At 52.8% G+C, this 23,678-nt stretch carries 16 protein-coding genes; 6 read left to right on the top strand and 10 right to left on the bottom strand.

Annotation, left to right across the window (positions count from 1 at the left end):
- The first annotated feature begins 176 nt into the window (after positions 1-176).
- Genes RDM26_RS02940 through RDM26_RS02930 form a run of 3 tightly spaced genes read left to right on the top strand, consistent with a single transcriptional unit; the run spans position 177 to position 2,917 of the window.
- The gene (locus RDM26_RS02940; RefSeq protein ID WP_307737556.1) at positions 177-1,094 is read left to right on the top strand and encodes a transporter substrate-binding domain-containing protein; all 918 of its coding nucleotides are present in this window, start codon (positions 177-179) and stop codon (positions 1,092-1,094) included.
- A 24-nt stretch (positions 1,095-1,118) separates the two neighbouring features.
- Positions 1,119-2,075 (top strand): ABC transporter permease subunit, encoded by a 957-nt coding sequence (locus tag RDM26_RS02935; protein WP_307737555.1) that lies wholly within the window; start codon positions 1,119-1,121, stop codon positions 2,073-2,075.
- Positions 2,072-2,917 (top strand): ATP-binding cassette domain-containing protein, encoded by an 846-nt coding sequence (locus RDM26_RS02930; protein ID WP_307737554.1) that lies wholly within the window; start codon positions 2,072-2,074, stop codon positions 2,915-2,917. Before RDM26_RS02935 ends, RDM26_RS02930 begins: the two co-directional genes overlap by 4 nt.
- Positions 2,918-3,369: 452 nt before the next feature.
- On the opposite strand, the gene RDM26_RS02925 is transcribed toward RDM26_RS02930, so the two are convergent.
- The 4 genes from RDM26_RS02925 to rplJ form a co-directional block, all read right to left on the bottom strand.
- On the bottom strand, positions 3,370-5,265 hold the full coding sequence (locus RDM26_RS02925) for an ABC transporter transmembrane domain-containing protein (protein ID WP_307737553.1): 1,896 nt from the start codon (positions 5,263-5,265) through the stop codon (positions 3,370-3,372).
- Positions 5,262-7,043, bottom strand: coding sequence for an ATP-binding cassette domain-containing protein (locus RDM26_RS02920; protein WP_307737552.1), 1,782 nt, complete (start codon positions 7,041-7,043; stop codon positions 5,262-5,264). Before RDM26_RS02920 ends, RDM26_RS02925 begins: the two co-directional genes overlap by 4 nt.
- A gap of 293 nt (positions 7,044-7,336) precedes the next feature.
- Positions 7,337-7,726 (bottom strand): 50S ribosomal protein L7/L12, encoded by a 390-nt coding sequence (gene rplL, locus RDM26_RS02915; protein WP_307737551.1) that lies wholly within the window; start codon positions 7,724-7,726, stop codon positions 7,337-7,339.
- 64 nt (positions 7,727-7,790) lie between these two features.
- On the bottom strand, positions 7,791-8,312 hold the full coding sequence (gene rplJ / locus RDM26_RS02910) for a 50S ribosomal protein L10 (protein WP_307737550.1): 522 nt from the start codon (positions 8,310-8,312) through the stop codon (positions 7,791-7,793).
- A gap of 786 nt (positions 8,313-9,098) precedes the next feature.
- On the opposite strand from rplJ, the gene RDM26_RS02905 reads away from it, so the two are divergent.
- Positions 9,099-10,607 (top strand): cation:dicarboxylate symporter family transporter, encoded by a 1,509-nt coding sequence (locus RDM26_RS02905; protein ID WP_307737549.1) that lies wholly within the window; start codon positions 9,099-9,101, stop codon positions 10,605-10,607.
- Between the two features lie 197 nt (positions 10,608-10,804).
- Here RDM26_RS02905 and RDM26_RS02900 read toward each other — a convergent pair whose 3' ends face one another.
- From RDM26_RS02900 to ppdK, 5 genes are all read right to left on the bottom strand, one after another.
- Positions 10,805-11,956, bottom strand: a complete 1,152-nt coding sequence (locus RDM26_RS02900) for an alpha/beta fold hydrolase (RefSeq protein WP_307737548.1) — start codon at positions 11,954-11,956, stop codon at positions 10,805-10,807.
- Positions 11,957-11,965: 9 nt separating this feature from the next.
- A complete protein-coding gene (locus RDM26_RS02895; protein ID WP_307737547.1) occupies positions 11,966-13,207 on the bottom strand; it encodes a hypothetical protein in 1,242 nt (413 codons plus the stop codon).
- A gap of 98 nt (positions 13,208-13,305) precedes the next feature.
- Positions 13,306-16,323 (bottom strand): FAD-linked oxidase C-terminal domain-containing protein, encoded by a 3,018-nt coding sequence (locus RDM26_RS02890; protein ID WP_307737546.1) that lies wholly within the window; start codon positions 16,321-16,323, stop codon positions 13,306-13,308.
- Between the two features lie 217 nt (positions 16,324-16,540).
- Positions 16,541-17,461 (bottom strand): hypothetical protein, encoded by a 921-nt coding sequence (locus RDM26_RS02885; RefSeq protein WP_307737545.1) that lies wholly within the window; start codon positions 17,459-17,461, stop codon positions 16,541-16,543.
- A gap of 264 nt (positions 17,462-17,725) precedes the next feature.
- A complete protein-coding gene (gene ppdK, locus RDM26_RS02880) occupies positions 17,726-20,455 on the bottom strand; it encodes a pyruvate, phosphate dikinase (RefSeq protein ID WP_307737544.1) in 2,730 nt (909 codons plus the stop codon).
- Positions 20,456-20,788: 333 nt separating this feature from the next.
- On the opposite strand from ppdK, the gene RDM26_RS02875 reads away from it, so the two are divergent.
- Together RDM26_RS02875 and RDM26_RS02870 are read left to right on the top strand one after the other, a co-directional pair.
- On the top strand, positions 20,789-21,553 hold the full coding sequence (locus RDM26_RS02875; protein WP_307737543.1) for a DUF3152 domain-containing protein: 765 nt from the start codon (positions 20,789-20,791) through the stop codon (positions 21,551-21,553).
- Positions 21,554-21,622: 69 nt separating this feature from the next.
- Positions 21,623-21,910 (top strand): hypothetical protein, encoded by a 288-nt coding sequence (locus tag RDM26_RS02870; protein ID WP_307737542.1) that lies wholly within the window; start codon positions 21,623-21,625, stop codon positions 21,908-21,910.
- A 245-nt stretch (positions 21,911-22,155) separates the two neighbouring features.
- Here the strand turns inward: RDM26_RS02870 and RDM26_RS02865 are convergent, their stop codons facing one another.
- Positions 22,156-23,577 (bottom strand): ATP-binding protein, encoded by a 1,422-nt coding sequence (locus RDM26_RS02865; RefSeq protein ID WP_307737541.1) that lies wholly within the window; start codon positions 23,575-23,577, stop codon positions 22,156-22,158.
- Between the last annotated feature and the right edge of the window lie 101 nt (positions 23,578-23,678).

Here is a 23,678-nt window from a genome sequence, read left to right as displayed (position 1 = left end):
TTATAAGGCTCGTGCACGTCCTCACCGCAAAAAAATGGGTTTCGCCCCTTGAAAACGCGAGTTTTACGAGGGCGCAGGAGGGGTAAAAGAGATACCCACCACAGACCTCCCGCAGGAATTTGCATAATTATTCGTTGCATTGCATACTTTCTACAGACCTACTGATTGGAGATATCATGAAACGCAAACTTGCGGCGCTCGCCGCCATTTCCCTCACCTCGCTCGGATTAGCGGCTTGCAGCTCCGGTAGTGAGGCAACCGCCCCCACAGACGATCCGGGCGAAAAGGGCTTTGATGTATCAACTATTAAAGCCGACCCCGCAGTAGAAAAACTAGTACCTGCCGACATCAAGAAGGCCGGAGTTCTCAAGAACGGGGCTTCGGTAGACTACGCCCCCGCCGAATACATGAAGGCCGACAATAAGACTCCTACCGGCTACGATGTAGACATGGTCAAGGCCATTGCCAAAGTCATGGGACTAAAAGACGGCACCACCACTCACGGTGAATTCGACTCCCTGATTCCGCAAATTGGAACCAAATATGACATCGGAGTTTCCGGTTTCAGCATCACCAAGGAGCGGGAAGCCGAGACCCAGATGGTTTCCTACGCCGAACTAGGCTTCTCTTACGGAGTAGCTAAAGACAACCCCAAGAAGTTCGATCCGAAGAACCCGTGCGGCAAAACCGTGGGGGTGCAGACCGGCACCGCTCAACAGGAAACCATTAAAGAGATTTCCAAACAGTGTGAGGCGGACGGAAAACCTGCAGTCACCGTAAAAGAACACAAAATGCAGACCGAGATTGTCCCCAAGGTCACTGGAGGCCAGTATGACGCGGTACTCGCCGACTCCCCAGTCGTGGGATACGCAGTCAAGATGAGCGGCGGCGAACTAGAAATTGTCGGCAAAGCTTTCGAGACCGCCCAGCATGGCGTAGTGGTTAATAAAGATAACGAGCAACTGGCGAAAGCGGTACAGGCAGCTCTGCAAAAACTAATGGATGACGGAACTTTGGAGAAAATCTTCGCCCTTTACGGTGCTGATAGCTTCATTCTCGAAAAAGCCGAGATTAATCCGAAAGTTTCCGAGTAACTTACTAGGACATAACCTTTAAATATGAATAGCCAAAAATTGAAAGATGGCGCCACGCTGACCAGGCCGCGCCCGGTATTTTCACCGGGCCGCCTGGTTAGTGCGGTTGTAGTGCTGATTCTGGCCGCCATGCTGGTGCATGGCCTGGTCACTAATGAAAAGTTCCGTTGGGATCAGGTAGCCATATATATCTTCCACCCCACGGTGCTGCGCGGCATCATGTGGACGCTGATACTGACCGTAGTTTCCATGCTTATCGGGGTGATCCTCGCGGTAACTATGGCGATTATGCGCCAATCCCCTAACCCGATTATGAAAGGGGTGTCCTGGACCTATATTTGGTTCTTCCGCGGAACCCCTATCTATACGCAGCTACTATTTTGGGGAATGCTGCCCACCCTCTATTCCACCCTGTCTCTAGGGGTTCCCTTTGGGCCAGAGTTGCTGACTTTTGATACCAATACGGTAATTAGCCCGGCGGTAGCAGCGATTTTAGGGTTGGGACTTAACGAGGGCGCATATTTGGCAGAAATCGTACGTTCCGGTCTGAATGCGGTAGATTCTGGGCAAGAAGAAGCCGCTCGCGCCCTAGGAATGCGACGCAGTCAGATTCTGCGACGGATTATCCTGCCCCAAGCCATGCGGATAATCATTCCGCCTACTGGCAACGAAACCATTTCCATGCTGAAAACCACTTCCCTGGTCTTGGCAGTGCCGTTTACTTTGGAGATTACTTTCGCCACCCAAACCATCGGGCAGCGCCTATTCTTGCCGATCCCCTTACTGCTGGTGGCAGCTATCTGGTATTTGACAATTACTTCGATTTTGATGGTAATTCAAAACCATATCGAAAGTTACTTCGGTCGGGGTTTCGATGAACGTACCGGTGGAGATAAGAAATCCGCCGGATCCCGTAAAATGCGCGCCATGGCCGAATCCGGCACCACCAAAGACGATCCTTTCTTGGAGTACACCCCATGACCTCACAAACAGAAAATCAACCCCTGATGGTGGATATGCAGCACGTCCACAAGTTTTTCGGGGATCTCCACGTACTGCGGGATGTAAGTTTGCAGGTAGCTATCGGTGAAGTGTGCGTGCTGCTGGGTCCGTCCGGCTCAGGCAAATCTACCCTCCTGCGCTGCGTAAACGAGTTGGAACAGGTGTCTGGAGGACGCGTTTACCTCAACGGAGAACTATTGGGGATGGAAGAGGACGCGCCCTCGAAAAATCCTTTCCGCGCTGCCTTGGATCGCCGTCGCGGTTCGCTTACCGAGCAGGGAACCGTGCTGCGCCGTTTGACCGATCAGGAAATCGCGCGCCAGCGCTCCCAAGTGGGTATGGTGTTCCAGCGCTTCAACCTGTTCCCCCATAAGACGGCGCTAGAAAACGTGATGGAAGCGCCTACACAGGTGAAAGGAATCGGCAAAGAGAAGGCGCAAGCTCAGGCGTTGGAGCTGTTAGAGCGGGTGGGGCTGGCAGATCGCGCAGACCATTACCCAGCGCAGCTTTCGGGGGGACAGCAACAGCGAGTCGCGATTGCCCGCGCCCTTGCCATGGAACCCGAGCTAATGCTGTTTGACGAACCCACTTCCGCCCTTGATCCCGAGCTAGTGGGGGAAGTGTTGTCGGTCATGCAGGATTTGGCACGCGGCGGGATGACCATGATTGTGGTTACCCACGAGATTGGTTTTGCCCGGGAAGTTGCCGACCATGTGGTGTTCATGGACGAAGGCAAAATCTTGGAGCAGGGCACCCCTGAACAGGTAATCAACCACCCTCAAAACCCCCGCACCCAAGACTTCTTCTCTAAGGTGCTTTAGAGTCAAGAACGCCCCCTAGCTAGCGCGCTTTCTAGCTTAGAACCGTTAGACTCACGAATCTTCAATACCAGTATCTATATTCCATACTGGTGGAATTGGCGATATTAGGTGATTGCAGACCGGCATCCTTGAACGCGTGACTACGCCGACCGCACATAAAGATGAAGATTCCAGAGGTAGTTTCATCTATGCAGGCGCGGAGGGTAGATTTTTCCTTCTGCCCAATAAATTCCATTCTTAGCATCTGCCAGGAACCGAATCCACAAGCACTTTTACTTCTTCAGATCCGCAACTTCCAACGCGCAGCTACAGCAAAACACAGACATGAATGGCGAAGAAAGCGCTGAAACTAGGTTTTTCCGAGTCGGCTAGGCGGGCGTAAAACTCGGAAAATGCATGAGCATTTTTCGTGTTTTTGGGCAGGAGGGGAACCTAGTTTCAGCGCGAATCAATCAAGCATCAATGTCACCTTTGGTGAACTGTGCGTTGTAGAGGCGGGCGTATGCGCCTTTGGAGGCCAGCAACTCTTCATGCGTGCCGAACTCGACAATATCGCCATGTTCCATCACGAATATCACGTCACTGTCGCGGATCGTAGACAGACGATGGGCAATCACGAACGAGGTGCGCCCCGTGGTAGCTTTGGCTACCGCTCGCTGAATCAGCTGTTCCGTGCGGGTATCGACCGAGGATGTAGCCTCATCGAGAATCAGCAGCGGCTTATCGGCAAGCATAGCGCGAGCAATAGTCACCAGCTGCCGTTGTCCGCTAGAGAGGGCAGAATCTTCTCGAATCTCGCTATCTAGGCCGTGAGGCAGTTGCGCAACCAAGTCACTGAGTCCTACTGCTTTAATCACCTGCTCCAGGCGTTCCTCGGATACGTTCTGCCGGGAATATACCAGGTTTTCCCGCAAGGTTCCTTGGAACACCCAGCTGTCTTGCAGCACCATAGCGAACTGTGAATCCACGTCCTCGCGCCGCATTGCAGAAAGCGGGGTTCCGTCCAAGAGGATTTCCCCACTGTCCAGTTCATAAAAGCGCATCAACAGGTTTACCAGGGTGGTTTTTCCAGCTCCAGTCGGCCCTACTATCGCTACGTTTTGTCCCGGTTTTACTAGGGCGGAGAAGCCGTGAATGATTTCTTTACCTCTCTGGTAGGAGAAGTGGATATCCCGAAACTCGACCTCGCCCCGGGTTACTTGGCCAGTCAGCGCCGGTTTTTCGGATTCGTCCGATAGCTCGTCCTCTTCCAGGATTTCAAAAACGCGCCCTCCGGCAGCGGCTGCTGATTGGAAGGAGGCCGCGGCAGAAGCTAGGTTCGATAGCGGCTGGGTAAAAACCCGGATATAGAGCATGAAGGCGGCGATTACGCCGATAGTTACATAGCCTTTCACCACCAGGACTGCACCCAGCACGCATACCACCACGTAACCGAGGTTTCCCACAAATCCCATTACCGGCATCATTAACTGGGAGAGGAAATCGGCGCGCCAAGTCGCATTAAAAAGTCGCTGGTTACGACGGTTAAACTCGGTAGTGGTGCCGGATTGCGCGTTATAGATATTGATGATTCCTTGCCCGGATAGCGATTCTTCAATATGCCCATTTAGGCTGCCCAAATAGGATTGCCGGCGAATAAAGAAACGCTGGGAGAACATCATAATCACCGCGTTGAGAACGAACCCCAATAGGGTGACCCCCATACCGGCTAGCGCCATCCGCCACTCGGTGTAGAGCATCATAAAAGCGGCTCCCACCAGGGTGACTACGCCGGTAATGATAGTGGTGATTGCCGAATGCAGGGTTTGCACCAGGGTGTCGATATCGTTGGTTACCCGGCTCATAGTGTCGCCGTGACTGGTTTTGTCAAAGAAAGACAGCGGCAGGCGATCGATTTTCCGGTCAATCGCGGAACGCATCCGTTGCCCAGTGCGTTGGGTAACCATCACCATAATCAACGATTGCCCCAGGTTAAAACAGAAGCCTAAGGCAAGGACGAGGGTAGCCATCCGCAACAGGGCAAAGATTTGATCCATATCGATACTGCTACGCAATCCGGCGGCAATCTCGTCGGTTATCAACCCTAGGAACATCGGCGTGACCGCAGTCAAAAGCGATCCGGCAATTGCCAAAACTACCGCGAACAGGATAGCTATCCGGTAGCGCCCTAAAAACTGGGCAAGACCGCGCACCGATTGGGAGAACTGTCCTTTCTGGGCTTTCTCATAGACATTCCCACCGTGCCCTCCACCTGGGCGTACTGGTGACATTTTTTCTGCGACTGGTTCTAGGCCACGCCGCGCCGACTCGACTTGCCGATTCCACCTGCTCATTTCTAGGTCTTTCATGCCAACTCCTCCTCAGAGAGTTGGGACAGCGCAATTTCTCGATAAATCTTTGAGGAAGCCATTAGCGACTCATGCGTTCCCCGCTCCACGATTTTGCCGTGATCGATCACTAGAATCTGGTCAGCTTCTCGCACAGTAGCGATCCGCTGCGCCACAATGATCTGGGTTTTCTCGCTTGCTTTCGCCGATAACTGCCCGCGAACCTCCCGGTCGGTGGCATAGTCGAGGGCGCTAAAAGTATCGTCGAAAATCATGATTTGCGCGTCTCTGGCCACTGTCCGGGCAATCGAAATCCGTTGTTTTTGCCCGCCGGAAAAGTTTGTGCCCCCTGGAGCTACTTCCGCCGCGTACTCACCCTCTTTATCGGCAATGAAATCGCAGGCAGCGATGTCACCAGCCTCAACAATATCGACGGGGGTAATGTTTTTCGGACCTTTTCCAAAAGCAATATTGGAAGCGATAGTGCCGGTGAATAGCGTGATTTTTTGGGGTGAATATGCGATTTGGTTACGCAGGTCTAGCAGCGACCATTCCCGCACGTCTTTGCCGTTAATCAAAACCTGTCCTTCCCGGGGATCATAAACTCGGGGAATCAGGTTCACCAGTGATGTTTTCCCGCTGCCGGTGGCTCCAATGAGGGCTACGGTTTGCCCGCGAGCAATCTTTAGATTTATCTGGTGGAGGGCGTCGTCTTCGGCTCCGGGGTAGCTAAATGACACGTCTCTAAATTCAATCGCCGGCACCTGTAGGTCTGGGCGGGTTTCTTTCTCGAGGACGCGACTCGATTTATTGTCGATATCGGCCGCCTCAACTAGGGAAGGTTCGCAATCTAGTACCTCCCGGATACGACGATTAGCAACGATTGCTCTGGGTGCGAAGACGAATACCATTGCCATCATCAAGAATCCGCCAATCGCCTGGGTCGCATACCCAGAAAACACGATCATCTGCGAAAACAAGGTTATTTTTTCCGCGCCGGCAGCTGCGGAAATCATGAAAGCACCCAGAACATAGATCGCCAGGTTAAGCCCGGATATCACCGTGTTCATGACCGGCATCATGAAGGAAAAAGTGCCGGATACGATTAGGTGCGTGTTGGTTAGTTCGGTGTTGGTGGCTTCAAAACGCTGCTCGTGGAAATTCTGGGAGCCGTAGGCACGGATTACCCGCACCCCCTCCATGTGTTCGCGGGTTACTCGATTCAGGTCGTCAGTGATCCGCTGCATCCGCATCATCCGCGGCATCACGATTCGCCAAATGATCAAAATCATGACCAGCAGTATCAATGCCGCAACTCCGGTTGCGGCGGTCCAAGTAAGGTTCTTCCCGGCGATTTTTACGATTGCCCAGATGGCGAGGATGGGGGCTTTCACCATCATTTGACACCCCATCACCACGAACATTTGCAGCTGAGTGACATCATTTGTGGAGCGGGTAATTAGCGAGGGCGCGCCAAAGCGCTCAAAATCTGCTTGCGGTAGGGATATCGCTTTGGTAAAAACGGCTTGACGTAGGTTGCGGGCCACGGTGGCACCAATCATGGCCATGCAATAACCGGTGACTATGGCTACTATCATCGATCCGGCGGCGCAGCCGAGCATTTTTGCGCCTTCTGATAGCACCCCGCTGACGGTAGCACCTGGTTTCACAATCATTTCGGTGATGGTTTGCATGAAATCAATCAGGCGCAAATCTAAGAAAACCTGGCAAATAATGGTGATAATCGCCAGCGCGCTAAGCAACCATTCTTTTTTACCCAGGTGGCGTAGCACAGTCATGAAATCACCCCTACTTTGATTTAAGTCGCGCGAAGCTGTTTGCATCCTAACGCCTACCAGCGTGCTGGCACTTAAAATTGCCTGGTTTTGTGCCCTCCGCGAATAAGTAGCTTTAGGGTATTAACCTGTAGCTTCCTCAAAGTCCGCGGTTAAAACTCTAGTTCCCTAACCGCAATCTTGTTGCCAGCAATTGGAAGCATATAGCGGATTATTGCCTGTACATATGCGGTAAAAAAGGCGGTGCGGGAAACTTCTCCCCGCACCGCCTTTTTAAAGTAAAAGACTAACTAGCCTTACTTCAGAGTGACAGAAGCACCCGCGCCTTCCAGATCAGCCTTGGCCTTTTCAGCGTCTTCCTTGGAAGCGCCTTCCAGGATGGTGGTCGGAGCGGAGTCAACCTTCTCCTTGGCTTCTTTCAGAGCCAGTCCGGGCTGTAGCGCGCGCAGAGCCTTGATTACAGCGATCTTCTTGTCGCCAGCGGCTTCGAGCACTACGTCGAATTCGGTCTTTTCTTCGGCTGCTTCTTCGCCACCGGCAGCACCGGGGGCAGCAACAGCGACAGCTGCGGGAGCAGCAGCCTCTACGTCAAAGACGTCCTCGAATTCTTTAACAAACTCGGACAGTTCCAACAGAGTCATTTCTTTGAAAGCATCAATTAGCTCTTCTTTGCTGAGCTTAGCCATATTGGCATTCCTTTCTTTTTGCCCACGCGAGGCAGATTTTTTCTTGTCGATCTATGCGGCCTTGCTAAGCCGCTTTTTCCTGCTTTTCGCGCAGGGCGTCCACGGTGCGAACCGCCTTGGAGGCGGGCGCCTTGAACATAAAGGCAGCCTGTACCAGTTTGCCTTCCATTGCTCCGGCCAGTTTGGCCAGCGTAGTTTCGCGATTATCCAGTTCAGCGAGTTTCTTGACTTCATCAGCAGACAAGAAATTCCCGTCGAGGACACCGCCTCTAATAACCAACTGCTCGTTATCCTTGGCGAAGTCGCGCAGCACCTTGGCCGCATCCACGGCCTCTCCGGTTACGAACGCAATCGCGGTCGGGCCGGTTAGCTCCTCGTCCAGGAAGTCAATTCCCTGGTTCTTGGCGGCAATCCTGGCCAGCGTGTTCTTCGTGACGGAATATGTAGCCGTTCCTGCCAGGTTTTTGCGCAGCTCAGTCATCTGAGCCACGGTCAACCCGCGGTATTCGGTGAGCAGCAGGGCCGATGCGGAGCGGATTTTTTCTTCCAGCTGAGCGATCATGGCTTGCTTATCAGCTTTCGCCATTAGGCCCTCCTTCCGTTTATCCGTGCCGGGGGCCAGAACAAGAAAACCCCGTGCAGATTGCACGGGGCGAAAATAAACCTATCGATCCTAGCTGCTGCCCCCCGAAGGGAAGGACGTCCTCTTTTCCGAGGACGCGCAACTATTTTCGATACGTTACGCATCGTTCAACCTACACAGGCTTCCGATCTGGAACTTAAACCCACTGGTGTGGGCACCGGCGATCTTGGGCAATAGCCAATTTAACAGCCCCTTTCCCGGCAGGTCAAAGCAGAAGGGCAGGATATGCCCCTTTTGTGGGTTATTTAACGTGTAACAGATTGATTTACAGTACAGCATCGTTTAGCCACAGACACCACGTACGTGACCCTTCCCTGCAAACCGCAAGCCATTCGAGCTCTCAACTCAACTCTCATGTAGCTCTCAACTATAGAGAGTTAAAGTTGAGAGTTGAGTTGAGAGCTTAGTGGAGAGTTCAGCCCCTAGGACAGCTTCTACGCCACCCTGCCGGCTATCGCAACCTGATTGTCACAACCGTTAAAAAACTTGCCTCGAGGCAGTGCAACCTCCCAAAAAAGTAGCATGTGCGCAACCTCACAAACAGGCTTTCACGGCCTAGGATAAAAGGCCTATAACCAAAATATGGGGAAAACCAAAATATTGATTTTGCATCAAGAGTTTAGTGGTTATAGCCTACTTTCACGCTTCGCTGGAAAGATAAACTTTTATTTTCCTCCCAGTCGTTTAGTCCCAGATTTTGTAACCATTACGTATTACAGGAGTTCCTCTATGGGTATGCGCAAACGCAATAAGAATACAGGTGAAGTAATTCCCCAAGTTAGCCCCCAGGTCACTGAGCTAACCGCTAGCAAACCTTATGTGCCCGAAAGTAAAAAGCCAAAGAAAGACAACACTCACTGGCTATACATCGGTGTCATCATTGCCGTCATCGCCGGGATTATTTTCGGAATAGTCGCTCCCGATGTAGCCAAAGAATTCAAGGTTGTCGGCACCACCTTCGTCCGGCTAATCACCATGATGATTGTGCCCGTAATCTTTTGTACGATTGTCCTCGGAATTGGCTCGGTACGCGCCGCAGCCTCGGTAGGAAAAGCTGGTGGAATCGCTCTAGCCTACTTCCTAACTATGTCCACATTTGCTCTAGGTATCGGCTTAGTAGTAGGAAACATAATCCAGCCCGGTAGCAACCTAAATATTGAAGCCACAAAAGATGCGGCAGCCCAGTTCACTTCCGGCAACAAACAAGAAGGGGACGGGATCGTTGGCTTCATCCAATCGATTATTCCCGACACCTTCTTCTCTTCCCTCACCTCCGGCTCGGTACTGCAAACTCTGTTCATCGCCCTCTTAGTAGGATTCGCCGTACAAAGCCTAGGCAAAACCGGGGACGGAATCTTGCGGGCTGTCGCCGCCATCCAAAAACTGGTTTTCAAGGTGCTCTACATGGTTTTGTGGCTGGCTCCCATCGGCGCTTTTGGCGCTATGGCGGGAGTGGTCGGTTCTACCGGCGCCAAAGCGGTAGGTCAGATGCTGCTACTGATGGTGGCGTTCTATATCACCTGTATCTTGTTCATTTGCGTGGTATTAGGTTCTGTCCTAGCGATATTTACTCGCTTCAACATCTTTAAACTGATGAAATACCTGGCAAAAGAATACCTGCTGATCGTAGCTACTTCCTCCTCCGAATCGGCGTTGCCAAACCTGATGCGGAAAATGGAACACCTGGGAATCCACAAAATCACGGTGGGGATTGTGGTTCCTACCGGTTATTCTTTCAACCTAGACGGAACTGCTATCTACCTGACTATGTCGGCAATCTTTATCTCCGACGCCATGAACAAGCCTATGGGATTGGGCGAACAAATCGGCTTGCTGATCTTCATGATGATTGCTTCGAAGGGCGCCGCTGGGGTTTCTGGAGCCGGGATCGCTACTTTAGCTGCCGGCCTACAATCCCACCGTCCGGAACTACTAGACGGTGTAGGTGTAATCGTCGGTATTGACCGCTTCATGTCAGAAGCACGCGCCCTCACCAACTTCACCGGGAACGCAGTTGCAACCCTATTGGTTGCCACCTGGACAAAGACCATTGATCGCCAGCGCGTTTACGATGTGCTAAACGGGAAAATACCGTACAACCCCCAGGAAGACGACACTGATATTGATCTAAAGAACCCCTCGGTAGAGATCAATACCAATCTGCCTCACACTCCGCAGCCAGATGTGGCAGCAATCGAAAAGTTGGCTTCCCAAGAGCAAGCCACTGTCGATAAATAAAAGGAAAACGGTTTCACTGCTACCCAGCGAGCAAACATTAGGCTCAGATTGGGTATCCTCCTTGGGCGGTGACTCCTAGGCCAAGCTCTCAGCTAGGCTCTGAAGAAAAGACTCTTTCGGAGTTTTCAACTTAAGTGCCTAGCTGAGAGCTGACTTATATGCTCAGTTCCCCAACACAACGGGATAAGTAAAAAGCTCTAGGGGCAGATGGCGCGGGCTGCGGTCTCGCCGATTTCACTTATAGGACGAGCTTGCCCCGGCAAGGCTTCGGCAAGCCAACGGTGACTGCCGAACCACACCTCTTGACGCACATCGGGGAAAGATAAGAATAGATCGTGTTTTCCGGGGTAACGTTCCATGGTCACGCGACGAGAAAGCCGCCAGGCATTCGCGCACATGGTTTGCACGTTTAGCACCGAATCAGTAAACATCATTTCCCGTTTGCGTTTTCCACTAGAAGAAGCGGTAGAAGTCAAGAAATAGGTAGGCACATCCGTAGGTTCACCCGATAAAAGCCGCTTTTGAGCGACAGTAATCGCCCGTACCCAGCCAAAACGCACTACCGCATCCGGAGTACCTTTCCAATTTGAAACCAGTGGCCATCCCTGCAGGGAGGGATCTTGCAGCCAGGGTTCCAAGCGTTTAGGCAGGGTGCCGTCAACCTTGCTATCCCAACCCATCAAAGAATCTACGTAAGCGGAGTCAGCCGACTGCAGCGGAACCTCTTTCTTGGCTGCCCGTCGGGAAAACAATTCTGCCAGGGCGCGCGCCCCGAAACGCTGGGAAGTTCCCCCCGCCATTTCAATCCAGGGAGAATCCAGCAGCAGTCCCGCCACTTGATCCCGGTGCCGGTTCACCCAATAGGCAGCCGTCAGACCCCCGGTAGAATGACCGGCCAACACTAACGGCAACCCCGGATGTTCCTCCCGCATAACCTCTAGAGCGGCGTAAATATCCAGATCATAAGATAGCAGGTCTTCAGTCCAGCCAAATGTCTGCCATTTTCGCCAAGATCGCCCATATTTGCAGAGGTCAATTGCGTAAAACGCGCCGCCCGCTAAGGAAATATGGCGAGCCAGCTCCCGTTGGAAAAAGTAATCATTCCAACCGTGAATGAACAGACAGGTAAAGGCAGGCTTATCGGGGGTATTTGAGATCGCCCAGCGATCATCCTGGGGAAGGTGACGCACCAAAGTGGCACACAGTTCGCCCTCGTCATCACGGGGTAGCTCCAGGGTACGAGCCTCAAATCCCGGCCCTAAAATATCTGGCACCCACCGACCTACCGGTGCGGGCATCGCTGCCGGCTCGGTCGGTAATGACGCGGCAGATGAACTCCCTTTCTCCATTATCGTCTCCTAGTGACCGTGTTTGCCCTCGCCGGAAGCCGCATGGCGTTCTATCTCCGCGTTAACTTCCGCAATAGCTTCTGCCAATGTGGGGCCCTCCAGGTTTCCAATCCGGAATGCCTCCCACGCATCCAGTTCACTATTCCCCCCGACCTGCTCAAACACTGCCTGAACTTGCTCGGTAAGCTGGCCGTCACCCGGATCAATCACTCCCTCTTCCTTCAGGAGAGCTTCGCAAATCCGTCCCCGATCATCTGACCACAGCAACACTGCATCTTGACCAACCAGTGACGAAATAGAACGCAATCCTGCGGCATCTTTTTGCAGCAACTCAGGTACAGCAGAATTGGCAGCAGCATCTGTCTCCTTAGCTGTTTCGGCTAAAGATTCTGGAGCTACACCCCCATCTTCTCCCGCTGGAGTTTCCGCTTCTACACTCGCTTCTTCCTCCGGACTATCCTCCTGAGGTACCACGTTTCCCACATTTTCTACCGACTCTTCGCCTTCAATAGATTCTGCTTGCCCGTCACCAGTCGATACTTCTTCGGAAACCTCTGTCGCTGCAGGCGGCGTGGGAGGCGCAGGTGACACCGGAGAAACTTGAGCCTCCTGCGGAGCGGACTCTTCATCGACATGCCACGAAATCTGTGGAGCCGGAGCCCGATGCCCTCCGATTTGCGGGCGTGAATAATTAATAGAACTTGAGGTAACCTGCGACACTTCTAAGAAACGACGGCCATTAGACATCTGGCGGGCAGAAATTTGGTGAATCTCAATTCCGGAAGCAAACAGCACCCCCAGCGCAGCGTAACACCCCTCATCGATTTCCCCCACTACCAGGAATAATCGCGGTCCCGGTTGAGTGGTGGGCGGCATAGCTTCCCGGAACTCTGCCCAACCGGTTTGAAAAGCTTGTACTCCTCCTGGATATTGACTGGCTAAATCCATCCATCCTTGCCCGGAGACCTGCCCGAGGCGAGAAATTGCGGCCACCAGGCTCACTGGATCGAGACGGGAGAGCACTTCAACCGAAACTACCTGTCCCGAAGCGTCCAGGGCAGTTAAGGAATGCGGGCCGGTTCCCGATTCCCCGCTGTCCCCTGCCCAAGCAACCGGGAAAAGGGGACGGTCAATTACCTCCAACACCTGCGAGCGAATGGACTCGAGCACATCCATCTCTAATCCATGCCCTACCGGGGTGCCAAACTGTGCCGGTATTAGGCGGCCGGATTCCAGTTCAAAAAGTGCCATCGATTCACCGCTCCCTGCTTTTCTAAAGGATGTTTACTCCATTGTGTCACGGATATCCTTCAGGACGCCGGTTTTAGCGCCCATGGCGCTGTTAACAACTATTTTTTCCTGAAGGTATCCGGATTAGCCAGCAATTCCGCTAAATGTACTCCGTCTCGGCCAGCCAAAGTCTCGGCCTGGGTGCGACAAGAAAACCCATCCGCCAGGAAAACAGCGTCCGGGTTGGCTTTTAACTGCGGTAGGAGGCCGTGCTCGGCTACCGCCAGCGACATCTGACGGTGCGAGGCTTCCATCCCGAAGTTCCCGGCCATGCCGCAGCAACCTTGCAGTTCCACCAACTGTGCACCAGTTTTCTCGATTAGGGCGCGGTCGGCTTCCCAGCCCATCACTGAATAATGGTGACAGTGCGGTTGAGCGACTACTTTCACCCCGGCAAGGTCAGGTAAACGCAGGTCGGGACAGTTAGTGTTGATAAATTCGGCGAGGGTAAAGGTTGCTTCCCTAACCATTAGGGCGCGTGGGTCAGCTGGGAGGAGTTCTAACAGGTCGTCTCGTAGCACCGCGGTACATGAGGGCTCGATTCCCACAATCGGGATTCCATTAGCGGCAAGCGGCCCCAAACGTTCAAGAAGTTTTTCGAGGTGTCGCCTGGCCCCTTTAAGTTGCCCGGTGGTAATCCAGGTCAGCCCGCAGCAAGTATCTGGCGGGGCCAAAAACACCTGCCAGCCTGCCCTACTCAGCAACTGAATAGCGGCTTTGACTCCGCGTTGATCTAGTCCTCGGGAAAAAGAATCCGCCCAAATCACCACGGATTTAGAGGCTGAAAGCGCCGCCTGCCGAGTTCTTTTTCCAGCTTTAACTACTTCGGCAGGTACTACTGCCTCGGGCTTGCCTGATTGCTTTTGCCTCCAGGGCGAAACCGCTGATTCTTTCGGCCAAAACAGGCGGTTCGGATATTGACTTTCTAAAGAGTGAGTCGCGAAGCGAGGAAGCACACGCTCCGTATCCAAGTGAAGCAGCTTTAGCGCCGCCTGGGTTAGCGGGCGAATCTTGGTAGCCAAGTTTGCTAGCTGCCTGGCTCCCGGAATCTTTGCCATTAGCCGCAGCCACCGCGGCAACCATCCCAGCGCATAATGAGACAGCGGACGCGGCCGTCCCCGGTAGCGCCGGAATAGGGTTTCGCTTCGCCACTTTGCCATATCGACCCCGGCAGGACAATCCGCGGAACAGGCCTTACACGCTAGACATAAATCGAGCACCTGCCAGATTTCGGGATCCGACAATCCGTGAATTAGCCCCCCATTGGTGGCTTCTTGCAGGATACGCGCCCTCCCGCGAGTAGCTTCCTGTTCGCGGCCACTCGCCTGGAAAGAGGGACACATGAATCCGCCAGCCCCGCTGTTATCGGCGCGGCATTTTCCCACCCCGGTACAACGATGGAAAGCATCGGTAAGGCTCCCGGCGTCCTCGGAAAAAGCAAAGCCTTCTGGACTTGCTTTCAGGGCGTGCGCTTGGGTACGCCGTACGTTTTCTGCCACCCCATCCGGACCGGCCGGCCCGGTCAATACCCCGGGATTCATCAAGTTCTCAGGATCAAATAAGGCTTTCACCTGTGCAAATAACTCTACTGCCTGCGAGGAATACATTTTTGGTAGTAGCTCAGACCTGGCTCTACCGTCCCCGTGTTCCCCGGAAATAGAACCACCGTATTTTCCAACTAGCTGCGCGGCGGCAAATAAGAATTCTCGCGATTTACCTAGTCCGGTAGCGCTGCCCAGTGGCATATTGAGCCGTACATGTACGCATCCGTCCCCAAAATGCCCATACAGCAGTCCGTCCAACCCGAATTCTTCTAACAGTTTTTGGAAATCCTGCAGATAGGCGGCCAAATTTTCCGGAGGTACTGCCGCATCCTCCCAACCTGGCCAGGCCTGATCTCCCTGGGGAGTGCGTCCTCCCAGTCCCGCTCCATCTGCGCGAATCCGCCAAAGAGCAGCTGCATCGGCGCCGGGAGGATAAATCATGACTGCCTCTCCGCGGGCTCCAGAAGCGTCTGCGAGTTGGCGCGCCCGCTGTAAGGTGGCGTCCTCATCTACGCCTTCCCCGCCGACCTCGCACAGTAGCCAGCCGCTACCTTTAGGCAAATCTGGAACTGCGCCTGGGCCTTTATGCCGGCGCACTACTTCCACCAGCCGGGCATCCATACCTTCCACTGCCAGGGGCTTTAAGGGAAGAATCCGCGGCACCGCGGCAGCGGCGGCAATCATATCGGGGAAACCTAAGGCCACCAGTACGGGAGCTTTAGGCAGAGGGACGAGGCGCACGGTCGCCTGGGTAATAACCCCCAGGGTGCCCTCAGTTCCAGACAGGAAAGGTGCGAGGGCAGAACCATTTTCGGGCAGTAGATGCTCCAGGGAATAACCAGAAACTTGGCGTCCAAAGCGCCCAAACTCTCTGCGGATAGTAGCTAGATTCGCTGCTACCAGGGATTTTAAACCGGGAATTTGTTGGATTTGTTCGTCAGGTGCAGGCGCGTCTTGCGAAGTTTCTGGCGGGTTTTGCGGGGTCTGCCCGGCGATTATCTCGCGTCCTAAGCCGTCAATTAGACGCAACTCTAAAACGTTATCTGCGGTACGCCCATAGGCGGTAGCATGCGGGCCACAGGCATTATTGCCGATCATCCCCCCAATAGTGCAGCGCGAAGAGGTAGAAGGATCCGGACCGAATCGTAACCCATAGGGGGCTGCTGCCTGTTGCAACTGGGCTTGTACTACCCCCGGCTCTACAATCGCGTAACGATTTTCGGGGTCAATTTTTATTATCCGGTTCAAATGGCGCGAATAGTCGATTACTACTCCGGGGCCAATGGCATTTCCCGCACACGAGGTACCCGCGCCTCGGGCAGTCACTGGTACCTGGCATTCCCGGGCTATCTGCAGCAATACCCGCAGGTCATCTTGATCTTTCGGGCAGGCAATAACCTTCGGGGGAATCCGATAGTTCGAAGAATCAGTAGCATAGACGGCGCGGTCAGTGCGGGAATCTAGCACTTCCCCGCGGAAACTTTCGCGCAAGAGAGAGCTAAAGGTGCGGTAGTCGCCTGCTCCGATAGCCATAACTCACCTTTCCTTGCTTCTACCCCTGATCTTATCTGTTCCCCGCTTAGCTCCTAAAGCGTGTTCCATTCCCATACTCCTGGAGCAGTGATATTACAGCCAGCAGATCTCTTGAAAACCGTTCAAATAGCTCCATACACCTGAAGTGTCAGAATTATTTATTTCTGACACTTCAGGCAGTTAAGGCTGACACTTCCCGTATTTACCCAAGTAGACGTCACCGTTCAACTGTCAGCGCAGGTCGCTGGCTTGCCAGAGATAAAGCCAAAGTGAGCAGACATAGAAAATACGCGAAAATTCGATAGGCGGGCACTGCCTTAAAAATACCCAGGAACTCTAGCGCTACCAGGCAGTAGCCATAGATCGCTGCCCAAAAAATAAATATTGTCCAGTCTTTGGATCCCTTAAAAGTCAGGTGGGTTTTCTTATTTACTACCTGCCGCAGCGAAATTACGAAAATAAATCCCCAGAGCGCCAGGAAGGCTAGCGGGGCAAACCACTCATCGGTTAATTGATTGAGTTTTAAGGACGCGGCGGAGGCGATTCCTACAAAAGTCACGCCTGCTAGGCCGATAGCTAGGGTAGCCACGGCGATTAATGGTTTAGACCTTGGCCGGGACTGACGCTGCCAAAAACGCTGATTTAAATAAACGATCATTGGGGTTTCAAAGAGGTATCCCAAGAAGTTAACCCAGATTACACTCATGAACATATGGTGGTTGATGGCCAGAGTAACTGGGCGTCCTTCCCAAATCCAAAATCCCCCGTTTAGCCGAATTGCGGCCACATCCAGGAGAAGATCCATTGAAACCACTAGCCAGCCGGCGAGCAGTGCCGTCAAGCCTCGCGATAACCCGATTTTTTTCGCAAGTCTAAGCGCCGCAACCGCTACCCCGCCCCACATTAGTCCCCCAAAGAAAGGGAACTGGTTGGGAGCCCAACCAATGCTAATAAAATACTGTGAACTGTAGTGATAGATTCCGGTCAGCCAAACTGCCAGCATTTCGAGGGCGAAACCTGCCAGCGCCGCTGAGAAAAACAGGCTCAACTCATCCCAGTTTTTCTTTCTTAGGATGTCGATAATCAGCGCTGTCGTAAGCAAGTAGCAGATAATTTCGAAGCTGTTAATCCAATTCACCGTGCCCACCTCCTAAAACGAGTCTAAAGAAAAACTCCCACCAGAGTATTGTTCCCACCCACATTTGCTACGGCTCTCCCGCATATCGGGTTGGGGGAAATCGGGGCAAGCTCGCTCCTAACTGCGCCGACCAAAATGAAATAAGGGGGGCCGGCGGGATTATCTCGCCGACCCCCAGGGGTGCTATGAAAATAGCTTAGGGTGCGACTGCCCAGCAGCCCTGCCGGTCAAGGCAGGAAGGCCAGGTGCCACCCGAAATACCTATTAAGCAGTAGCGTCCTCTCCGGATCCTTCAATGTTCTCCAAAGCCACCACGCGACCAGCCTCCAGGCGGGCAACTGCTACCCGGAAGGGCGAGCAAGACACGTAATTCAACCCGGTCTTGTGGAAGAAATGAATCGATTCCGGATCGCCACCATGCTCGCCACAAACACCCATCTTCAGCTCCGGCTTAGTAGAGCGACCGCGGCCGACCCCTTCCTTAACCAAACGACCCACACCATGAGTATCAATCGTTTCGAAAGGAGAAGTCCCAAACACGCCCTCTTCAATGTACTTGGGGAAGAACACGCCCTCACAATCATCACGAGAGAAACCCCAGGTAGTCTGAGTTAGGTCATTGGTTCCGAAGCTGAAGAAATCAGCCTCTTTAGCCATAGACTCGGCGGTAATCGCAGCGCGAGGAAGCTCGATCATACAACCAATCGGGATATCCAGTTCCACGCCAGCTGACTGAGAAATCTCGTCAATAATCGCCTGAGCGCGGTCGCGAATAATTCCCAGCTCCGTAATCGAACCTACCAAGGGAACCATAATCTCCGGGCGCGGATCCAGACCCTGCTTCTTCAATTCTGCGGCAGCAGACACTAACGCATGAATCTGCATTTCAAACAGACCGGGCATCCACATACCCAAACGCACCCCACGCAGACCGAGCATCGGGTTAGCTTCATGCATCTTCCGAACTGCAGTGAGCATCCGTTGATCATCCGGGTTTACCTTGCCTTCAGCTTTTTGCAGGGCAACTTTAACCTCTAAACCAGTCAAATCTGGCAGGAACTCGTGCAGCGGAGGATCAATCAAGCGAACCGTCATCGGCTTGCCGTCCATAACTTGCAGCATTTCCACAAAATCCTGCTGCTGGCGCTCACCCAACTGAGCGAGAGCGTCTTTACGGTCAGCAGAACCTGGCTCCGAAAGGATAGCGTGTTCAACCAGAGGACGGCGATCACCTAAGAACATATGCTCCGTACGGCACAGCCCAATCCCTTTAGCTCCAAACTCTACTGCGAGCTTCGCATCCTGCGGATTATCAGCATTCGCACGCACCTGCAAGCGGGCACGTTTATCAGCCAGTTCCATCATCCGGTCTACGCAACGCACCAAATCCTGCAAATCAGCATCGTTGTCACAAGCTTCAAGACCAGCTGTTAGACCGCTCTCTAAATAAGTAGTTACTGGGGAGTCCTGAACCGGAACCGCACCCTCGAACACTTCCCCGGTTCCGCCATCAATGGCGATCATGTCGCCTTCGTGGAAAGTCTTGCCGTCAACGGTCAAAGTCCCGGCTTCGGCATCAATATCTAGAGCTTCTGCGCCACAAACACAGGTCTTACCCATACCACGCGCCACTACCGCGGCGTGAGAAGTCTTGCCGCCACGCGCCGTAAGCACGCCCTCGGCAGCGACCATACCTGCCAAATCGTCAGGATTCGTTTCCCGCCGCACCAAAATACAGGATTTCCCAGCATTCTTTGCGGCCTCAGCCTGCTCATTATTAAACGCAACTCCGCCCACAGCAGCCCCAGGAGAAGCCGGCATACCGCGAGTTAGCCTGACCCGCACGGCATCATTATCAAACTGGGGGAACATCAACTGGGTGAGCTGTTCACCACTGACGCGTTCTAGCATCTGATCCTTGGTGATTAGACGTTCCTCGTTTAGCTGAACCGCAATCCGGAAAGCAGCAGCTGCTGTCCGCTTACCCACGCGGGTCTGCAGCATCCACAGCTTGCCTTTCTCGATGGTGTACTCGATATCGCACATATCCTGGTAGTGGGTTTCCAGTTTGCGCATAATCTTGATTAGCTGATTGTAAACCGGCTCATTTACCGTCTTGAGGTGAGAAAGCGGCTCGGTATTACGGATACCGGCAACCACGTCCTCGCCCTGCGCGTTCATCAAGAAATCACCGTAAACACCTGATTTCCCGGTTGAAGGATCCCTGGTAAAGGCCACGCCGGTTCCGGAATCATCACCCATATTCCCAAACACCATGGTGCAGATATTCACCGCGGTTCCCAGCGAATTCGGAATCCGTTCGCGACGACGATAAATTGCTGCCCGCTCGGTATTCCAAGACCTAAATACGGCTTCAATCGCCATATCCATTTGGGTGCGAGGATCTTGCGGGAAATCATTCCCGGTCTGTTCTTTAACGATCTGTTTGAACTGTGCTGTCAAATCTTGCAGGTTTTCGGCAGTCAAATCCACATCGGCTCGCGCGCCAACTTTTTCTTTCATGGAATCGAGCGCATCGGCAAATAAATCGCCGTCAATATCTAGCACTGTCTTGCCAAACATTTGCACCAGACGGCGGTAAGAATCCCAAGCGAAGCGATCCGAACCTGACATTTTTGCCAGACCAACTACCGAACGGTCATTCAGCCCTACATTGAGGACGGTTTCCATCATTCCGGGCATCGAGAACTTCGCACCCGAACGCACGGACACCAGCAGCGGTTCTTCTTCATCCCCCAAGGTACGCCCGATCTGATCTTCCACCGCACGCAAAGCCTTGGTTACTTCTGGAACTAGGCTTTCGGGAACCTCGTTATGTTTGAGGTATGCCCGACAAGCATCGGTAGTAATCGTAAAACCAGGGGGAACAGGCAAACCCAGATTGGTCATCTCCGCCAGGTTGGCACCCTTGCCCCCCAGCAGATCCTTCATATCCTTGTTGCCCTCGGCGAACGTGTAGACATATTTTGCCATAGGTTAATGGCCTCCATATTGAATTTAGACTGCGCTAAAAAGCGATACTTCCGTATCTAATCCTAACAGGTGGAAACCAGATCTTAGGCCTTGAGTCCCTGAACTGAAACCAAGGCTACTGTATCTTCAGGAAACACGTCGGCAACAGACAGAGTTTTCTGCATTTGTCACCGGCGCTGTGCTAGTTATCCCTCACCAAGGACCTCATACACAGCGAGGCAGTAAAACTGACTCCCGGTATCGCTTAAACTATTGAATGTGTCAGAGTATCCCCCTAGGAGACAGCGTCTGCAGTCTCGAGCCAACCGCGCACGTCGGCGCTCGGACTGGAATTTGCTTATTCGCGCCTCCTCACTTGCGATTGCGCTGACTATCACCTTTATTCTGATCATTTCCGCAATGCCGCGAGCCCCCAAGTCGGCGCAGGCAGTCCAGACCGCGCCCACTTTACATTGGACTGCGGTTCCGCTGGTTAATCCCAAACAGCAAGCAAAAGAGCCGGCGATCGCCTTGCAGGTAAAAGGAGACTTACCGGGAGGAGAAACCTCTAAAGACGTACCCCCTTCGGCTTCTGGAAACACTTCGGTAGTACCCGGAACCTGGCAAGGACGCGGCACCGGCAAAGTCTACTTTTATCGGGTGGAAGTAGAAAACGGGCTACCCCTCAACGGTGAAACTGCTGCAAAAAGTATTCACGCTATCTTGAACGATCCCCGCGGATGGGGCGGAAAACAGGGGGAAATCTCGTTTACCCGCACCGATGGGCAGGCTGATTTTCGGATAGTTATCGCCAGCCCCGCCCTGACCGACCGGCTTTGCGCCCCCCTGACCACTAATGGGGTTTCCAACTGTCGCAATGGCGATAATGTGGTGCTCAATGCCCACCGGTGGATTGGCGGCGCAAAAATGTGGTTCCAAAAAGGGAAAACCATCACCGATTACCGAATCTACGAGGTTTCCCACGAAACCGGGCATTGGCTCGGACACGGACATCTGTTCTGTCCCCAACCGGGAGGCTTAGCTCCGGTAATGCAACAGCAAAGCGCAGATGGCGGAGAAAACCTGGGATGTATTCCCAATGGCTGGGCAAATCCCTAAACCCCTGGTAACAACTTATTTTCAGTTCGTTTTCAGGACTACTTCAGGGCGAAGTGAGACAATCGCCGCATGAGTGTTTTATTGACGATCGGTTTTGTTCTCTGTGGTGCAGCGTTAGTACTCCTGGTGGCTCGCAGTGTAAGAGGTCTAAATGCCCGCGACCGCGCTCGCAAATCTCATTTCGAACAGGAAATCGGCAGCGTAGATAATCTGCTGGCTTCTTCGCTAGCCGATCGCGATAAGCTACGCCAAATGCGGGATCAAGGACGCCTGCAACGCTGGGACGCAATCCGGGATGTAATGCGGGAAGAGGGCGTACCCGAAGAGGTAGCGACCGAGTTCATTGACCGACTCTAGGCAAGGTTATATTTTCAGTCTTCTAGGGCTATTTTGACGCTTACATCAGATAGTAAATTCTACTGGAAAATTTTCCAGTAACTTTCCAGTAGCTTTTCCAGTAGATCATTTTCGCAGGTAGATGGGATAGTTGTTGTAACCTACTAGAAAAAGAAATTTTCCAGTAGCTTTTCCAGTAGCTAAGAATGACGCCCAGACAAGCAGATTTTGCACTTTTTTAATCTAGGCACCTCTCACATACTCCTCTATTTCAAATGCCAAGTTGCCCGCGGGTCGCGCACACTTTTCCCTTGCCAAGAAACTATCCCTAGATCTTTCAAATCTTTCAAAGCCGCCCGCGTTGTCGGTCTGGTAAGTAGTGCAAACTGAGCAATATCGCCGGTTCCTCCGGAGCCTCCGAGGGCTTGCAAAGCTGCCATAACTGCTTTTGCGCTACGTGAAAGCCCCTCCTCTGCTCCTTTTAGACGTGGCTGATACCGCAGAGTTAGGATCACATGCATAGGTTCTTGCCGGTATTCCGGATCAGATAACCCAGCCTCTTTCATCTGTGAAAACATACGTTTAATACCCTCCCCCAGCTCCTGGGCATACCCCAGGTCGCAGCAAGTGCGGGCAATCCTAGGATTTATTGCGTATCTGGCTATCTCGAGGGGAGCTTTAGCGGCAAGCCTTCTATCTCGGAAGCTACCCGGGTTGCTAATTTCAATCCGATTATCAAATATTTCAATCCTGATACCATCTCCTATTAGGTCATAGGCACGATGTATCACCGCATTAACTAAACCTTCTAACCAGGCACTTTGAGGAATCACTGACATATCAGCAAATTTGCCGTCTTGCCCCAAGGCGCGGCGTCGGGGTATTACTGCCTCAATCCACTGCACCGCTTGCTCAATCGCCTGCGGTATGGGCAGCTCAGTTCTCTGATCAAAAACTATATTTTGGCTCTGACCAGTCAAGCGCTCATTTCCTTGAAAACGACATACCCGGACATATGCTCCCGGTAGGAGTACCAGCGGAGAATCAGAAAACAGTAGATATGCCGCGTTATTGATGCGTCCATCCTTATCGCAAAGCGAACGCGAACGCAGCAGGTGTGTTTTTCCGCGGGTAGCGCCAGTAGCTTCTAAGAAAGGAGCAATATTTTTCTGGGGTAAGTCATCAACCATGAGGTCGCGGACAGTTTCAGCTTCAAATTGCCTAGCTCCCCGGTCGTACTCCAAGCGGCGGACTTCATCCGAGCTCAGACGCAGCGAACGGTCGCCACGACGGAGGTAGCAACTATCATCCGTTCCGTGATGCACTTGCCCACTAGGAATTACCGAAAAAGCTAAAACAAATCTAGATTCACCACCCTGGGAACTAGTTACTACTTCTGTAACTTCACAATCAATCGGCGGAATACAGTACTGAGTACCGGGAGTCATACGCAGCTCGTTAATTTTTTTTGTGAACCGCCTTAAATCCTGAATTTTGCGGTCTTTCACTCCCACAATCACGGTACCGCCCTCAGCGTTCGCAAATGCAATAAGCGTGCGAGCCAAGATTTTTGGAGATACTTCTATCGCCTTACGTTCAAACCACTGGTCTTCGTCCCGCAAGCATAACTGTCGGGTACGTTCCTCAGTATTGGAAGCAAGAATGGCGTCTATATTGTTTGGCGACATATTTAGAGTATAAACGCGCCAAATATATTTTACTAGAAAATTTTCCAGTAACTTTCCAGTAGCTTTTCCAGTAGATCATTTTCGCAGGTAGATGGGATAGT

Source organism: uncultured Varibaculum sp. (assembly GCF_902489465.1).
Lineage (GTDB): Bacteria > Actinomycetota > Actinomycetes > Actinomycetales > Actinomycetaceae > Varibaculum.
This window is presented reverse-complemented; position numbering and strand designations above follow the sequence as displayed.

What these genes read in the sequence shown, in the direction of transcription:
- RDM26_RS02940 (WP_307737556.1), top strand. Translation starts at nt 177, where the DNA reads ATGAAACGCAAACTTGCGGCGCTCGCCGCCATTTCCCTCACCTCGCTC.
- RDM26_RS02935 (WP_307737555.1), top strand. Translation starts at nt 1,119, where the DNA reads ATGAATAGCCAAAAATTGAAAGATGGCGCCACGCTGACCAGGCCGCGC.
- RDM26_RS02930 (WP_307737554.1), top strand. Translation starts at nt 2,072, where the DNA reads ATGACCTCACAAACAGAAAATCAACCCCTGATGGTGGATATGCAGCAC.
- RDM26_RS02925 (WP_307737553.1), bottom strand. Translation starts at nt 5,265, where the DNA reads ATGAAAGACCTAGAAATGAGCAGGTGGAATCGGCAAGTCGAGTCGGCG.
- RDM26_RS02920 (WP_307737552.1), bottom strand. Translation starts at nt 7,043, where the DNA reads ATGACTGTGCTACGCCACCTGGGTAAAAAAGAATGGTTGCTTAGCGCG.
- rplL (WP_307737551.1), bottom strand. Translation starts at nt 7,726, where the DNA reads ATGGCTAAGCTCAGCAAAGAAGAGCTAATTGATGCTTTCAAAGAAATG.
- rplJ (WP_307737550.1), bottom strand. Translation starts at nt 8,312, where the DNA reads ATGGCGAAAGCTGATAAGCAAGCCATGATCGCTCAGCTGGAAGAAAAA.
- RDM26_RS02905 (WP_307737549.1), top strand. Translation starts at nt 9,099, where the DNA reads ATGGGTATGCGCAAACGCAATAAGAATACAGGTGAAGTAATTCCCCAA.
- RDM26_RS02900 (WP_307737548.1), bottom strand. Translation starts at nt 11,956, where the DNA reads ATGGAGAAAGGGAGTTCATCTGCCGCGTCATTACCGACCGAGCCGGCA.
- RDM26_RS02895 (WP_307737547.1), bottom strand. Translation starts at nt 13,207, where the DNA reads ATGGCACTTTTTGAACTGGAATCCGGCCGCCTAATACCGGCACAGTTT.
- RDM26_RS02890 (WP_307737546.1), bottom strand. Translation starts at nt 16,323, where the DNA reads ATGGCTATCGGAGCAGGCGACTACCGCACCTTTAGCTCTCTCTTGCGC.
- ppdK (WP_307737544.1), bottom strand. Translation starts at nt 20,455, where the DNA reads ATGGCAAAATATGTCTACACGTTCGCCGAGGGCAACAAGGATATGAAG.
- RDM26_RS02870 (WP_307737542.1), top strand. Translation starts at nt 21,623, where the DNA reads ATGAGTGTTTTATTGACGATCGGTTTTGTTCTCTGTGGTGCAGCGTTA.
- RDM26_RS02865 (WP_307737541.1), bottom strand. Translation starts at nt 23,577, where the DNA reads ATGTCGCCAAACAATATAGACGCCATTCTTGCTTCCAATACTGAGGAA.